Source organism: Rhizobium sp. BK602 (genome assembly GCF_014195095.1).
Classification (GTDB): Bacteria; Pseudomonadota; Alphaproteobacteria; order Rhizobiales; family Rhizobiaceae; genus Rhizobium.
In genome coordinates this window covers 334,343-349,651 of record NZ_JACIBC010000001.1, presented here as the reverse complement: position 1 = coordinate 349,651, position 15,309 = coordinate 334,343, and the positions used below count along the sequence as shown (strand labels likewise).

Annotated in this window: 12 protein-coding genes; 1 reads left to right on the top strand and 11 read right to left on the bottom strand. The window is 62.1% G+C overall.

Annotation, left to right across the window (positions count from 1 at the left end):
* Positions 1-258 precede the first annotated feature (258 nt).
* On the bottom strand, positions 259-945 hold the full coding sequence (gene aqpZ / locus FHX11_RS01700; protein WP_184354423.1) for an aquaporin Z: 687 nt from the start codon (positions 943-945) through the stop codon (positions 259-261).
* A 262-nt stretch (positions 946-1,207) separates the two neighbouring features.
* On the opposite strand from aqpZ, the gene FHX11_RS01695 reads away from it, so the two are divergent.
* A complete protein-coding gene (locus tag FHX11_RS01695; RefSeq protein WP_184354421.1) occupies positions 1,208-2,539 on the top strand; it encodes an MFS transporter in 1,332 nt (443 codons plus the stop codon).
* A gap of 90 nt (positions 2,540-2,629) precedes the next feature.
* Here the strand turns inward: FHX11_RS01695 and murB are convergent, their stop codons facing one another.
* From murB to FHX11_RS01645, 10 genes are all read right to left on the bottom strand, one after another.
* The gene (gene murB / locus FHX11_RS01690) at positions 2,630-3,604 is read right to left on the bottom strand and encodes a UDP-N-acetylmuramate dehydrogenase (protein ID WP_184354419.1); all 975 of its coding nucleotides are present in this window, start codon (positions 3,602-3,604) and stop codon (positions 2,630-2,632) included.
* The gene (gene murC, locus FHX11_RS01685; protein WP_184354417.1) at positions 3,601-5,016 is read right to left on the bottom strand and encodes a UDP-N-acetylmuramate--L-alanine ligase; all 1,416 of its coding nucleotides are present in this window, start codon (positions 5,014-5,016) and stop codon (positions 3,601-3,603) included. The genes murB and murC overlap by 4 nt, the downstream gene beginning before the upstream one ends.
* Positions 5,013-6,137 carry an undecaprenyldiphospho-muramoylpentapeptide beta-N-acetylglucosaminyltransferase gene (gene murG / locus FHX11_RS01680; protein WP_184354415.1) on the bottom strand — a complete coding sequence of 375 codons (1,125 nt, stop codon included), beginning with the start codon at positions 6,135-6,137 and terminating at the stop codon, positions 5,013-5,015. Before murG ends, murC begins: the two co-directional genes overlap by 4 nt.
* 178 nt (positions 6,138-6,315) lie before the next feature.
* Positions 6,316-7,470 carry a putative lipid II flippase FtsW gene (gene ftsW, locus FHX11_RS01675; RefSeq protein ID WP_184354413.1) on the bottom strand — a complete coding sequence of 385 codons (1,155 nt, stop codon included), beginning with the start codon at positions 7,468-7,470 and terminating at the stop codon, positions 6,316-6,318.
* Between the two features lies 1 nt (position 7,471).
* Complete coding sequence (gene murD / locus FHX11_RS01670) at positions 7,472-8,884, bottom strand: UDP-N-acetylmuramoyl-L-alanine--D-glutamate ligase (protein ID WP_184354411.1); 1,413 nt, start codon at positions 8,882-8,884, stop codon at positions 7,472-7,474.
* 7 nt (positions 8,885-8,891) lie between these two features.
* Positions 8,892-10,013: a phospho-N-acetylmuramoyl-pentapeptide-transferase gene (mraY, locus tag FHX11_RS01665; RefSeq protein ID WP_184354409.1), complete on the bottom strand. Its 1,122-nt coding sequence runs from the start codon at positions 10,011-10,013 to the stop codon at positions 8,892-8,894.
* Positions 10,014-10,024: 11 nt separating this feature from the next.
* A complete protein-coding gene (locus FHX11_RS01660; protein WP_184354407.1) occupies positions 10,025-11,485 on the bottom strand; it encodes a UDP-N-acetylmuramoylalanyl-D-glutamyl-2,6-diaminopimelate--D-alanyl-D-alanine ligase in 1,461 nt (486 codons plus the stop codon).
* Complete coding sequence (locus tag FHX11_RS01655; protein ID WP_184354405.1) at positions 11,482-12,945, bottom strand: UDP-N-acetylmuramoyl-L-alanyl-D-glutamate--2,6-diaminopimelate ligase; 1,464 nt, start codon at positions 12,943-12,945, stop codon at positions 11,482-11,484. Before FHX11_RS01655 ends, FHX11_RS01660 begins: the two co-directional genes overlap by 4 nt.
* Positions 12,946-13,012: 67 nt before the next feature.
* Positions 13,013-14,761 carry a penicillin-binding protein 2 gene (locus FHX11_RS01650; protein ID WP_184354404.1) on the bottom strand — a complete coding sequence of 583 codons (1,749 nt, stop codon included), beginning with the start codon at positions 14,759-14,761 and terminating at the stop codon, positions 13,013-13,015.
* A complete protein-coding gene (locus tag FHX11_RS01645) occupies positions 14,761-15,309 on the bottom strand; it encodes a hypothetical protein (protein ID WP_184354402.1) in 549 nt (182 codons plus the stop codon). The genes FHX11_RS01650 and FHX11_RS01645 overlap by 1 nt, the downstream gene beginning before the upstream one ends.

The window sequence follows — 15,309 nt, the reverse complement described above, 5'->3', positions numbered from 1 at the left end:
CTCGCCTGACAGCGATTCTCGCACCGTCTTCTCTGACCCGATTAGAACGACATTAAGGTTAATGAAGCGTTTACTTTCGTTAACTTCCTGTCGGTCCCGTCACGATCCATTGGTTCGAATCAAATCGACCTAAAGAATTCTGCCATTAGAATCATAGAGTTGCTACGACGGAAATATCCGCCTTTAGATTTTTTTAAACAAATAGGCCCGCGCCGGGCTTGCCGGCGCGGGCCTTTTCAAGGGTTTGGAACCCCTGTTTTAGTCCTGATCGTCAACCAGTTTCCAGACGAGTCCGCCGATCGCTCCACCGACGATCGGAGCAACCCAGAACAGCCAAAGCTGCTGCAGAGCCCAGCCGCCGACGAACAAGGCCTGACCCGTCGAACGGGCCGGATTGACCGACGTATTGGTGATCGGGATCGAGATCAGATGGATCAGCGTCAGCGCGAGACCGATGGCGATCGGCGCGAAACCCGCCGGCACCTTGCTGCTGGTCGAACCGAGAATCACCACCAGGAAGAACAATGTCAGCACGATCTCGGCCACCAGCGCCGAAACCAGGGGATAGCCGCCCGGCGAATGCTCGCCGTAACCATTCGCAGCAAAACCGCCAAGCTGGAAATCAGCCTTGCCGCTTGCGATCAGGTAAAGCACCGCCGCCGCCGCAATGGCGCCGACCACCTGGGCGACAATGTAGGGTATAAGCTGCGAAGCCGGCAAGCGGCCGGCAACCGTAAGTCCGACGGAAACCGCCGGATTGAAATGACCGCCCGACACACCGCCGACCGCATAGGCCATGGTGAGCACGGTCAGCCCGAATGCGAAAGCTACGCCGAGAAAACCGATACCGAGGCTTGGAAACGCGGCGGCAAAGATCGCACTTCCGCAGCCGCCGAATACAAGCCAGAACGTCCCAAGAAACTCCGCAATAAGCTTCTTCTGCATGAACCCCTTCTCCTTTGCCCTCAACCAAAAGCGAAAGTCAGCCATTTACGAAAAAATCAGAGTCTTGCCCAACCCGCCGGTTGGATGCCTACAAAAACGGCAAACACTCACTTAATTGCTCGCGACTCAACGAGTACGCCTAAATAATAACACGCATTTATTGATTCCTTGCTTTTTAAACGTTTGCGTCGAACAAAAATTACGCTAGGGGACACACGCTATCCGCTAAGCGAACCTTAGCATCATCTAAATTGGTAGGCCCATGACTGACGCGATATCCCCCTCATCGCCGACCCCCTCGTCATCGAACAGCGTTGTTGCGAATTCCCCGGCGCGCGTTCTGATCGCGAGCCTGATCGGCACGACAATCGAATTTTTCGACTTCTATGTTTATGCAACGGCGGCGGTTCTCGTCTTCCCGAAGCTGTTCTTCCCCGCCAGCGATCCGACCTCGGCAACGCTGCAGTCCTTCGCGACCTTTTCCATCGCCTTCTTTGCCCGCCCCATCGGGGCCATGATCTTCGGCCATTTCGGCGACAAGGTCGGACGCAAGGCAACGCTGGTGGCGGCGCTGATGACCATGGGGCTCTCGACGGTCGTGATCGGCCTCCTGCCGACCTATGAGTCGATCGGCGTGCTCGCGCCCATCCTGCTGGCGTTTTGCCGCCTCGGCCAGGGCCTCGGTCTCGGCGGCGAATGGGGCGGCGCGGTGCTGCTCGCCACGGAGAACGCGCCGGAGGGCAAGCGCACCTGGTATGCGATGTTCCCGCAGCTCGGCGCACCCATCGGCTTCATCCTGTCTGCCGGCCTTTTCCTGATCCTGCGCGAAAGCATGTCGGACGAAGCTTTCCTCAACCATGGCTGGCGCGTTCCCTTCGTGCTCAGCCTGCTGCTGGTCGTCGTCGGCCTCTATGTCCGCCTGAAGATCACCGAAACGCCGGAATTCCGTCGCGCCATCGAAAAGGCGGAGCGCGTCTCCGTCCCGATCGTCGAGATTTTCCGCTCGCATTTCCGCAGCCTGATACTCGGCACCATCATCGCAGTCTCGACCTTCGTGCTCTTCTATCTGATGACGGCATTTACGCTGAGCTGGGGCACCCGTGCCCCCGGCAACGGCCCCCTGCCGCTGGGTCTCGGCTATTCGCAGGGCCAGTTCCTGGTCGTCCAGCTCGTCGGCGTGGTCTTCTTCGGCTTGACGATCCCGATCTCGGGTCTGTTGTCGGATCGCTATTCACGCCGGTTGATCCTGATCCTGACGACCGTCGGCATCCTGGTCTTCGGCTTCTTCTATGCGTCGCTGCTGAGTGCCGGCCTTGCTGGTGCCTTCGCTTGCTCGATCATCGGCCTGGCATTGATGGGCTTCACCTACGGCCCGATCGGAGCAGCGCTTGCCGCCCCCTTCCCGACGGCGGTGCGCTACACCGGCGCCTCGATGACCTTCAATCTCGGCGGCATCGTCGGCGCTTCGCTCGCTCCCTACATCGCCACCTGGCTCGCATCGACCTATGGCCTGGTCTATGTCGGCTACTATCTGGCGGCAGCGGCGGCACTCTCGCTCATCGGCATCCTGCTGTCGGGCAACGAGGAAGTCTGAGAATCTCGTCATAAGCAATTGAAAAGGCCGAGCAAAACCCGGCCTTTTTTCTTGAATCAAAACATGAGCTTGGAAGACTGCGGAGCAATTCTATTCCGTGGTCACGCCCTGGAAGGGACGAACCTCGCGGCCGGGCATGAAGACGCCAAGACGCTTGATCTCCCATTCCAGCTTGACGCCGGACTTCTCGAACACCTCGCGGCGAACCTGCTCGCCGAGATATTCGAGGTCGTAGCCCGTCGCCTGCTCCATGTTGATCATGAAGTTGCAATGCAGCGACGACATCTGCGCCCCACCGATGACGAGACCGCGGCAGCCCGCTTCGTCGATCAGCTTCCAGGCGGACAGGCCATCCGGATTCTTGAAGGTCGAACCACCGGTCTTTTCGCGGATCGGCTGCACCGTTTCGCGATGGGCGCGCACCGCATCCATTTCAGCCCGAATCTTGGCTCGATCCTCGGGATAGCCCTCGAACAGGACATGGGTGAAGATCAGGTCGTCCGCCGCCGCCGAATGGCGATAGGTATACCCCATCTGCTCGTTGGTCAGCACATGCTTGACGCCCTTGCGGTCGACCGCATGCACCTCGACGACTCGATCGCGTGTCTCCGCGCCGTTGGCGCCGGCATTCATACGGGCCGCACCGCCGATACCGCCCGGAATGCCGTAGTAGAAGTGAAAGCCGCCGATGCCGTTGTCCATGGCCATGGCTGCAACATGCTTGTCCGGGCAGATGGCTCCGGCCAGGATGCGGTTCTCGCCGGCAAGCTCGACCGAGCCGAAACCCTTGGCCGAGAGCCTGAGGACCACGCCGGGAATCCCGCCATCGCGCACCAGGATGTTCGATCCCACGCCGACCACGGTCAGCGGTACCTCTTGCGGCAAGATCTTCAGAAATTCGATCAGATCGTCCGTATCATGCGGCTGGAACATCAGCTCCGCCAATCCGCCGGCGCGGAACCACGTTACGCGATCCATCGGAGCATCCGGCGTCAGCCGGCCTCTGATATTTTTTACACCGTCGCCGAGCGACGCCAGAAGCTTTTCCCCATTTACCTGTTTCATGCGGACTTACCCGAGAGGCCTTCCAATTCCTTTGGCAATGACGCTGCCCAATATGTGATACTGCCAGCCCCCAACAAAACCACAAAATCACCCGGTCGCGCAATCTCCCCAATCATGGGGGCGAGCGCTTCCTGAGACGGCATATAGCGCGCATCGCGATGACCGCCAGCCTTGATGCGCGACACCAGTGTCTGCGAATCCGCACCTTCGATGGGATCCTCGCCGGCGGCGTATACCGGCGCCAGCAAAATACTGTCGGCATCGTTGAAGCAGGCCGCGAATTCCTCGAACAGGCTCGCCAGGCGCGTATAGCGATGCGGCTGATGGACGGCGATGATCCGCCCCTTGCATGCCTCGCGCGCCGCCTTCAAGACCGCCTTGATCTCGACGGGATGATGGCCGTAATCGTCGAAGACCTTGACCTCGTTCCATTCGCCGGTCAGCGTGAAGCGACGCTTGACGCCGCCGAAGGAGGCAAGCCCCTTGGCGATGGCCTCATTGGAAATGCCAAGCCGGTTGGCGACGGCGATCGCGGCCGTGGCGTTGGAAATATTGTGGCGGCCGGGCATCGGCATGACGAGATCCTTGATCTGGATCACCTTGCCGGTGCGACGTCTGCGGATTTCTATATCGAACAGCGAACGCGTGCCGTCGATGCGGACATTGGAGAAACGCACATCGGCCTGCGGGTTCTCGCCATAGGTGACGATCTTGCGATCCTCGATGCGTCCCACGAGCGACTGCACCTCCGGATGATCGATGCACATGACGCCGAAACCGTAGAAGGGCACGTTCTCGACAAACTGCCGGAACGCGGCGCGCACGGCATCGAAATTGCCGTAGTGGTCGAGATGCTCCGGATCGATATTGGTGACGACGGCGACATCGGCGGGCAGCTTCAGGAAGGTGCCGTCGGATTCATCCGCCTCGACCACCATCCACTCGCCCTCGCCCATGCGGGCATTGGTGCCGTAGGCATTGATGATGCCGCCATTGATGACCGTGGGATCAAGACCACCGGCTTCGAGCAGCGTCGCCACCAGCGAGGTGGTCGTCGTCTTGCCATGCGTACCGCCGATGGCGATGGCATTGCGGAAGCGCATCAGCTCGGCGAGCATCTCGGCGCGGCGCACCACCGGCAGCAGCTTTTCGCGCGCGGCCACGAGCTCCGGATTGCTCTTCTTGATGGCTGTGGAAACAACCACGACCTCGGCGTCGCCGAGATTTTCCGCCTTGTGACCGATATGGACGGGAATACCCTTGTCGCGCAGCCGCTGGACATTGGCGCTCTCCGACTGGTCGGACCCCTGGACGCGATGACCGAGATTATGCAGCACCTCGGCGATGCCGCTCATGCCGATCCCGCCGATCCCGATAAAATGCACAAGGCCGATGGCCTTCGGCAGCTTCATACGCCTGCCCCCTTGAAGTCTTGAATTGAACGTTTTGCGGCAATAGCCTCAACCATATCGGCAAGCAAGCTTGCAGCGTCCGGCTTGCCGGCCTGTTTGGCGGCTGCCGCCATCTTCGCCAGCTTCTCCGGCATCGTCATCGCGCCGCGAAGAATGGTCGAAAGCTTCTCCGGCGTGAGCTCGGCCTGCGGAATGACCTTGACGCCACCGGTGGCGGCGAGCGCCGCCGCATTGGCCGCCTGGTCGTGATCGAGAGCATAGGGATAGGGCACGAGGATTGCCGGGCGGCCGATGACGGCCAGTTCGGATACCGTCGACGCACCGGAACGGCAGAGCACCAGATGGGCCGCGCCGATACGCTCCGCCATGTCGCTGAAGAAAGGCGCGATCTCCGCCCCCATGTCCAGCTTCCTCGTGCAGCTATTGACGGTTTCCATATCCTCAGGACGCACCTGCTGCGTGATCCGCAGACGCTTGCGCAGCGGCTCCTCCAGAAGGCTGACCGCCGTCGGCACCGCCTTCGAGAAATATTGCGCACCCTGGCTGCCGCCGAAGACGACCAGATTGAAGGGATCATCCGGAACCGAGGGAACATAAGGCTGCCTGGCAGCCTCGATGACCGCCGGACGCACCGGATTGCCGGTCGTCACCGTCTTCTCGGGAAAGGCTCCGCCCTTTTCCGGCAGGAAGCCGCCTGCAATCGCCTGCACACGCGCGGCGAGCGCCTTGTTGGCGCGGCCCATCACGGCATTCTGCTCGTGGATCATCGCCGGTACACCCATGCGGGTGGCGGCCAGCAGCGGCGGCACGGTCGGATAACCGCCGAAGCCGACGACGCAGAGCGGCTTGATGGTGCGGATCAGCCGGCGCGCGGCGCGGATACCGGTCCACAAGGTCCACAACGACTTCGCGACCTTGAGCGGGTTCTTCGAGCCGATCGTTGCCGACGGCACCACATGGATCTCGTCGGCCGGAAACTTGCCCGCATAACGCTCGGCGCGGCTGTCGGTGACGAGGTGCACGGAATAGCCGCGCTCCTTCAGCTTGTAGGCCAGTGCCTCCGCCGGAAATACATGGCCGCCGGTTCCGCCGGCGGCAAGCAGGATAATGCCTTTACTCATAATCTTCGCTCCCGCGAATACCCCTCTACGCGGGGCATCTCCCTAATATAGGAAGCCGCCGCGGCTGCGTCATCGAAGCCCGTCATGCTTCCTTCATAGACCGCCACCTTCGCGAAAGCGAATGGAGAATGGCTGAAAGCCGGAGACTGGAAACGAGGAATAGTCGGGCCCAAAGTGATCACTCCGCCGGCAGTCCATGCGTCACGCGGAAGAGGCTGCGGTCCTGCGCCCGCTTTTCCGGCCGATGGCGCGTCAGTGCCAGGATAAAGCCAGCGGTCACGCAGATGGCGGTCATAGACGAGCCGCCATAGGAAATGAGCGGCAGCGTCATGCCTTTCGCCGGAAGAAGCTGCAGGTTCACGCCGACATTGATGATCGACTGGATACCGATCTGCAGCACCAGGCCCGCAACGGCAAAACGGTTGAAATCGTTCTTTTCCTTATAGGCATGCGACAGGCCGCGCAGCACGAGGAAAGCGAAGATCAGGACCAGCACCATGCAGAAGACGGCACCGAATTCCTCGGCCGCCACGGAGAAGATGAAGTCGGTATGGGCGTCCGGAATGATGCGCTTGACGATCCCCTCGCCCGGACCGACGCCGAACCAGTTGCCATGGATGATCGCTTCCTTGGCGGTATCGACCTGGAATGTGTCGCCCTCGCCGGTCAGGAACTTGTCGACGCGGAGCGCCACGTGGGGAAAGACGTAATAGGCCGCCACGAACCCGCCGGCACCGAGGCCGCCGAGCACCGAAATCCACAGCCAGGGCATGCCGGCCATGAAGAACATGCCGCCCCAGACCGCCGTCGTCAGAATGGTCTGGCCAAGGTCGGGCTGGGCGACGAGCAGCGCTGCGACGATGCCGAACAGGATGATGGCGAAGAGATTGCCCGGAATTTCCGGCTGGCGCGCATGTTCGGCAAACAGCCAGGCACAGACGACGACGAAGGCCGGCTTCATGAATTCCGAGGGCTGGACGGACAGCGAGGCGATGTTGACCCAGCGCCTTGAGCCCTTGACCTCGATGCCGAAGAACAAGGCGAACAGCATCATCGCCAGCGACACGATCAGCAGAATGACCGCCGTCCGCCGCACCTGCCGCGGCGTCATGAAGGAAATGCCGATCATCGTCGCGATGGCCGGAACGAGAAACAGGGCATGACGCTTGACGAAGTGGAAGGGTTCGAGCCCGATGCGCTCGGCAACCGCGGGTGAGGCCGCGAAGGAGAGCATGAAACCGATACCGATCAGCAGGACGAACAATGCCAGGAACACACGGTCGATGGTCCAGAACCAATCGGCCAAGGCCCCACGCTCAACGCGGCTTACCATATCATTTGCCTCCTGTTGCTGAACCGATCAGCATGGTGACACCCTCGATCGCAGCCACATGGCTGACGAAAGCGTCACCCCTGACCTCGAAATTCTTGTACTGATCGAAGCTTGCGCAAGCCGGTGACAGCATCACCGCCACCGTCTCGTGCCCGTCTTTCTCCGCCTCGGCTGCCGCATGGGCGACCGCCCGCTCCAGCGTGCCGGAAATCTCGTAGGGCACCTGTTCGCCAAGCGTCGCCGCGAAAGCGGGCGCCGCCTCACCGATCAGATAGGCCTTGGCGATACGCGGAAAGAGCGGCGCCAGCGTCGTGATGCCGCCCTCTTTCGGCAGGCCGCCGGCGATCCAGTAGATATGGTCGTAGCTGGAAAGAGCCGGCGCGGCGGCATCGGCATTGGTCGCCTTGGAATCATTGACGAAGACGACGCGGCCCCGCCGCCCGACCGGCTGCATCCGATGCTTCAGGCCGGGGAAGGATTTCAGCCCGGCGCGAATTTCCTCGCCGGAAACGCCAACCGCAAGGCAGGCGGCGATGGCCGCCGCCGCATTCTGTGCATTGTGGCTGCCGCGCAAGGTCTGGATGCCGTCGAGATCGGCGATCTCCGCTATCGCGCAGGTCGACGCCTGGATGATGCGGCTGCCCTTGGCATAGAGCCCATCGATCAGCTCATGCCGGCGCGAGATGCGGACCACCTTGCCGCCCGCCCGCTCGATACGATCGGCGATCACAGCGGAATAGCTGTCATCGACGCCGACGACGGCAACGCCGCTGCCGGCTACCAGCCGCTCCTTGATATCGGCGTAGTGCTGCATCGTGCCGTGCCGGTCGAGATGATCCGGAGTCAGATTGAGCAGGATGCCGGCGGAAGGATCGAGCGTCGGCGCAAGATCGATCTGGTAGGAGGAGCATTCGACGACGAAATACCGCTCCGTCTTCGGCGGTTCCAGCGTCAGGATCGCCGTGCCAATATTGCCGCCGAGCTGCGTGTCACGTCCGCTCGATTGCAGGATATGGGCGATCAGCGCCGTCGTGGTGGATTTGCCGTTGGTGCCGGTAATGGCGATGAAAGGGCAATCCGGCGCGTGCGCCCGCCGCTCGCGGACGAAGAGCTCGACGTCGCCGATGATCTCGACACCTGCGGCATGAGCAAGATCGACGGTCCAATGCGGCCTCGGATGCGTCAGCGGCACGCCGGGCGCCAGCACGAAAGCCGACAGCCCGCTCCAGTCGATCCCCCTGAGGTCGGCAACCGGAATTCCCTCCGCCGCCGCCTTCCCCACGCTGTCGGGATTGTCGTCCCATGCGGTCACTTCCGCGCCGCCGGCGACAAGCGCCCGCGCGGTGGCAAAACCGGAACCGCCGAGGCCGAAGAGCGCGACCTTCTTTCCCTTGAGCGTGGTGACAGGGATCATCGTCGCCTCACCGCAGCTTCAGGGTGGAGAGGCCGATCATCGCCAGGATGACCGCAACGATCCAGAAGCGCACGACAACCTGGCTCTCCGTCCAGCCCTTCTTCTCGAAGTGGTGATGGATCGGCGCCATCAGGAAGACGCGACGCTTGGTCATCTTGAAGAAGCCGACCTGGATGATGACGGACAGCGCCTCGAGCACGAACAGGCCGCCGATGATTGCCATGACGATCTCATGCTTGGTGGCGACGGCGACCGAGCCGATCAGGCCGCCGAGCGCCAGGGAGCCGGTATCGCCCATGAAGATTGCCGCCGGCGGCGCGTTGAACCAAAGGAAGCCGAGACCGGCGCCGATGACGGCGCCGAGGACCACGGCCAATTCACCGGTGCCAGGCACGAAGTTGATCGCCAGATAATCGGCGAAGACGAAGTTGCCCGCAAGGTAGGAGATGACGCCGAAGGAAGCCGCGGCGATCATGACCGGCACGATGGCAAGCCCGTCGAGACCATCCGTCAGGTTCACCGCATTGCCGGCGGATACGATGACGAAGGCGCCGAACAGCACGAAGAACATGCCGAGATTGATCATGAAGCTCTTGAAGAACGGGAAGGCGACGGAGGAACCGAAGGTCGAGCCGGCGGGACCGGAGGTCAGCGCCGTGTTCATCATGAAATAGACGGCGATGGCGGCGATGATGAACTCGATGCCAAGGCGGGCGCGGCCGGAAAAGCCCTTGTCGCTCTGCTTCGTCACCTTGAGATAGTCGTCATAAAAGCCGATGGCGCCGAAGCCCAGGGTCACGAGCAGCGTCGCGACCACATAGACATTGGCGAGATCCGCCCACAGCAGCGCCGACACGACGATGCCGGCGAGAATCATCAGCCCGCCCATGGTCGGCGTGCCGGCTTTCTTGAAGTGGGTCTGCGGTCCGTCGGCGCGAATCGGCTGTCCTTTGCCCTGGCGCACGCGCAGGGAGGAGATGATTCGCGGTCCGAAGAGGAAGACGAACAATGCCGAGGTGAACAAGGCGCCGCCGGTACGGAACGTGATGTATCTGAACAGATTGAGAAATCTGAAGTGAGTAGCGAAAAAATGAACGTGGTCCGACAGTTCGGCAAGCCAGATCAGCATAAGAGCCCTTTCTAAAGCCCCTGATGGGAGTGTGGCCCCGTGTCGGAGAATGCTGGAAACTTGTCAAGCAAAGCTGCCACGATCTTCCCGAAACCCATCCCCAACGACGATTTCACCATCAAGACGTCGCCTGGGGCGACCGAATTGAGCACGAATTCCGAGAGCTCCTCCGTCTTCTCGCGGTATTCGACATAAACGCTTTCCGGCAGCGCATCCCTCAGCGCCGCCATCTCCGGACCCGCCAGCCAGACATGCTCGATGCCGGCCGCGAGCAGCGGTCCGGCAAGATTTGCATGCACCCTCTGGGCATAGTCCCCCATTTCCAGCATGTCGCCGAGAACGGCGATCCGCCTGCCCGCCCTGCTCCCGACATTGGCATCGGGCGATGTCGTTGCCAGCAGCGCGATGGCCGCGCGCATGGATGCGGGATTGGCGTTGTAGCTTTCGTCGATCAGCGTGAAATAGCCGTTGCCGATCGCGCGCTTGTGGCGCTGGCCCCTGCCCTTTTCCGCCTGCAGCGTCGCGAGCGCCTCGACCGCCTTGTCGAGATCGGCGTCGACGAGCATGACCGTGCCGAGCACGGCCAGCGCGTTCTCCGCGATGTGCCGGCCGGGCGCGCCGATTGCCACTTCCATCGTCTCGCCGCCGATGGTCAGCCACAGCGTCGAATTTTCCTCCGACGCATTGAATTCGGCCAGACGAACATCCGCCTTGGCATGCTGGCCGAAGCTGTGGATATGCTCGACCCCGGCGTCCAAGGCGGCGTGCTCCAGCAGTTCGAACTGATCGTTGTCACGATTGAGGACGGCGTGGCCGCCCGGCACGACGCCGTCGAAAATCTCGGCCTTGGCGGCGGCGATCTCGGTGATGTTGCGGAAATTGCCGAGATGGGCCGGCGCGATCGTCGTGACGATCGCCACGTCCGGGCGCACCATCTTGACAAGCGGCCGGATCTCTTCGGGATGGTTCATGCCGATCTCGAAAATTCCGAAATCCGTATCCTGCGGCATCCGTGCCAATGTCAGCGGCACGCCCCAGTGATTGTTGAAGGAGGCGACCGAGGCGTGCACCTTGCCCGACGGCGACAGCGTCCGGCGCAGCATTTCCTTGGTGGTGGTCTTGCCGACCGAGCCGGTGACGGCGATGATCTTGGCCTGCGTGCGCTCGCGGGCGGCAACGCCCAGCCGTCCGAGTGCCGCCAGCACATCATCGACGACGATCTTCGGCACGGTCAGCCGCCCCATCGCCGGCAGCCGCGCCTCGCTGATGACGATCAGCGCCGCGCCGTTCGCCATCGCCAGATTGGCGTAATCATGGCCATCGACACGATCGCCCTTGATGGCGAAGAACGCTTCGCCGGGCTTGATCGAACGGCTATCGATGGAAATCCCCGTAATGCCTTCAGGCAACGCTCCGAAGGAACGGCCCACAATGGCGGCGATCATGTCTTCAGTTGTCCAAAGCCAGCTCAAGACTTTACCTCCTCCAGTGCTTTGCGCAATTCGGCATGGTCCGAGAAGGGCAGCGTGACGCTGCCGATCGTCTGACCTTCCTCATGCCCCTTGCCGGCGACGATCAACGTGTCGCCGGATGTCAACATGCCCACGGCTGCGCGGATCGCCTGGGCGCGATCGCCGATTTCGGTGGCGCCGGGCGCCGCCGCCATGATCTCCGCGCGGATCGATGCCGGCTCTTCCGAACGCGGATTGTCGTCGGTGACGATGACCACATCGGCCAGGCGGCAGGCAATTTCCCCCATGATCGGCCGCTTGCCGCGGTCGCGGTCGCCACCGCAGCCGAAGACGACGATGATGCGGCCGGTGGTGAACGGCCGCACGGAATTCAACACGTTTTCCAATGCATCCGGCTTGTGGGCATAATCGACGTAGGCGAGCGCGCCGTCGTGGGTATGGCCGACAAGCTCCAGCCGGCCGGAAGCGCCGACGAGCCTCTCCAGCGCCGCCATGGCGACTGGGGCGGCAACGCCCGTGGATATGGCAAGACCGGTCGCGACGAGCGCATTGGCGATCTGGAAGTCGCCGGCGAGCGGAATATGGACTTCGAATATATCGTCGCCGAAATGGACTTCGGCGATCTGCTTGTGGCGGAAGTGCTCGACGCGCTTCAGCGTCAGGAAATCGCCCTTGCGGCCGACGGTGCGGATCTCCTGCCCGGCGTCACGCGCGGCACTGATGGCCTGCGGCGACCATTGGTCGTCGGCAAAGATGACGGCCGGCGAGCCTTTCGGCAAGAGATCCCGGAACAGCCGCATCTTGGCGGCCATGTAGTCCTCGACCGTCGGATGGTAATCCATATGGTCGCGGCCGAGATTGGTGAAGGCGGCGGCGGCCAGCCGGACACCATCGAGGCGGAACTGATCCAGGCCATGGCTCGAGGCTTCCATCGCCGCGTGGGTGACGCCTTCGCCGGCGAGTTCGGCCAGCAGCTGGTGCAGCGACACCGGGTCGGGGGTCGTCAGCGAGCCGTAATCATTACGCGTGGGAGAGACGACACCGGTCGTGCCGATCATCGCGGCCGCATGGCCCGCATGTGCCCAGATCTGCCGCGTGAACGACGCGACCGAGGTCTTGCCGGCGGTCCCGGTCACCGCGACCATCGTTTCCGGCTGCCTGCCATAGAAGTGTGAGGCGGCAACGGCCAGAAACCGGCGTGGCTCGGCAACCGTCAGGACTGGCACGCCGGCAGCGGATGCTCCGGGGCCGGCGATGATGACGGATGCACCGCGCGCAACGGCATCGGCGATGAAGCTCGCGCCATCCGCCTTGGTGCCGGAGACCGCGACGAAAGCCATGCCCGGCGCAATCTTGCGGCTATCGGCCGAAAGGCCGGTTATCTCAAGATCGCCAAGCGTTCCGCCGACCTGTCCGTTGAGCTCCGGAAATACATTTCCGGCAATATCCCGCAAGTTCATTGAATGTACTTTTCGCCTTTTCTGATCTGTCCGCCCCTCGCGAATCGACCCGTGTATTCTTTCACGCTTAATAAGACACCAGCAAGGCCGAGTTATCGCTTCCGAAACTCGGCTGGATTCCGAGGATCGGCGCGGCCCGCGCAATGATGTCGCGGGCGATCGGCGCGGCCGTATAGGCCGAGATCGTACCGCCATGCTCACCGGTCTTCGGCTCGTCGCAGAAGGTCATGATGATGTATTTCGGATTATCGATCGGGAACACAGCCATGAAGGTGTTGAAGTTGAGCGTGCTCGAATAGCGGCCGTGAACGACCTTGTCGGCCGTCCCGGTCTTGCTGCCGACATCATAGCCCGGCACGCGGGCGGCACGACCCGAGCCCTTCGAGCCGTTGAAGTCGAGCAGGAAGCGGACATTGTCGCTGGTGCTCTTCTTGACCACGGTCTTGGCGATCAGATCGGCCTGATCGCGCGTGCGCGGCAGGAAAGTCGGCTCGATCAGCTTGCCGCCATTGACGAGCGCCGCACCGGCGACAGCCGTCTGCAATGGGGTCGTGGAGACCCCGTGACCGAAGGAGATGGTGATCGAGTTGATCTTCTTCCACACGCGCGGCTGGGTCGGCATCTTCACTTCCGGCAGCTCGGTCTGCATCTTGCTGAGCAGGCCGATGCGGGTGAGGAACTCCTTATGGCCATCGATACCGACGATGTCGGCGATCTTTGCCGTGCCGATGTTGGAGGAATACTGGAAGATTTCCGGAACGGTCAGCACGCGACGCTGGCCGTGGAAGTCCTTGATGGTGAACCCGCCGATACGGATCGGATTGGTGGCGTCGAAGGCGTCGCGCAGGGTAATCTTGCCCGCATCGAAGGCCATCGCCATGGTGAAGGTCTTGAAGGTGGAACCCATTTCGAACGTGCCGTTCGTCATGCGGTTGAGCCAGCCTTCGGAGGCGCCCTCGTTCGGGTAGTTCGGATCGAAATCCGGCGCCGAGGCCATGGCCAGCACTTCGCCGGTGTGAACGTCGAGCACGGCGGCACCGGCGCCCTTCGACTGGAAATTCTTGACCGCGTTGACCACCGCGTCGTGAACGATGTCCTGCACGCGCAGATCGATCGAAAGCTTGACCGGCTGCAGCGGCTGGTCGTTGGTCATTCCGGCGGCGGCGAGATCGGCAAGCCCCTGGTCGTCGATATATTTCTCCATCCCGGCAACGCCGCGATTGTCGATATTGACGTAGCCGAGAATATGGGCCGCGGTCGAGCCGCCCGGATAGAAGCGGCGCTTCTCGGGGCGGAAGCCGATGCCGGGAATGCCGAGCGCCAGGATCTGGTTCTGCTGCTTCGGCGTCAACTGGCGGCGAAGCCAGGCAAAATGCGAGGTCTTCACCGCAAGCTTCTTGTAGGTGCCCTTGGTATCGAGATCGGGCAGGACGGTCCGCAACTGCTCGACTGCCTCATCCGGATCGATGATCTTGTTCGGTTCTGCGAACAGCGAAACGGTACGGATATCGGTTGCCAGCAGCGCGCCATTGCGGTCGACGATATCCGGACGCGAGGCCATCAGCCGGTCCGGCGGCAGGATGCTTGACGTGGTGTCCGGCGCGGTCGTTGCAAATTGCACGAGGCGGCCACCGATAATCGCGTATACGACGGTGAAGCTCGCGACCAGAAGGACGACGCGGCTCTTGGCCTGGTTGGACTTGCGCTTGCGAACGCCCTCGAAGGCCGAATTGCCGAAGCCGCTGGGGCGATTGTTACCGTCGGTGGAGAAATGTGCCTTGCTCTTCAAGACCATGATGCGAGAAAGAAAAGACATTACTCGTCCACCGATCCAGTTGCGATATTGTCGACTTCTTGTTTCTTGCGCTTGATCGGCGGCGCCTTGGCGACCGGTCGCGGCGCCGGCGCATTGGCCACATCGGCGATCGCCTTCCTGATCTCGGCATCCGTCGTGTCGGCGTTTCTCGATGCCGAAGCCGTGCTGGTCTTGGCGCTGCTGGGCTTTACGCCGCTTGCCTTGGCATTGCCGGCCTTCGCATCGTCCTTGGCGTCCGCAACGATCGGCGGCGGAAGCTGCGAGCGCAGCATCGGCAGCTCGCTCGGCTGCACGATGGCGGTCGAAAGCGTCGGCTGCAGCTTGAGTTCGCTATTGTAGTTGTTGACGAGGCGCTCAAGGCGGGTCGGCTGAACGACCAGTGCCCAGTCCGCCTTCAGAAGTTCGATCGTATCCTTCTCCAGCTTGATCTCGGATTCGAGGCGACGAACCTCCTCGAGCTTCAGCTCGGCACGATGCTTGATCGTGTAGGTGACGCTGGCCATCGCCGTCATGACGCCAATCAGAACGATGTCAAAAGTTCTCAGCAT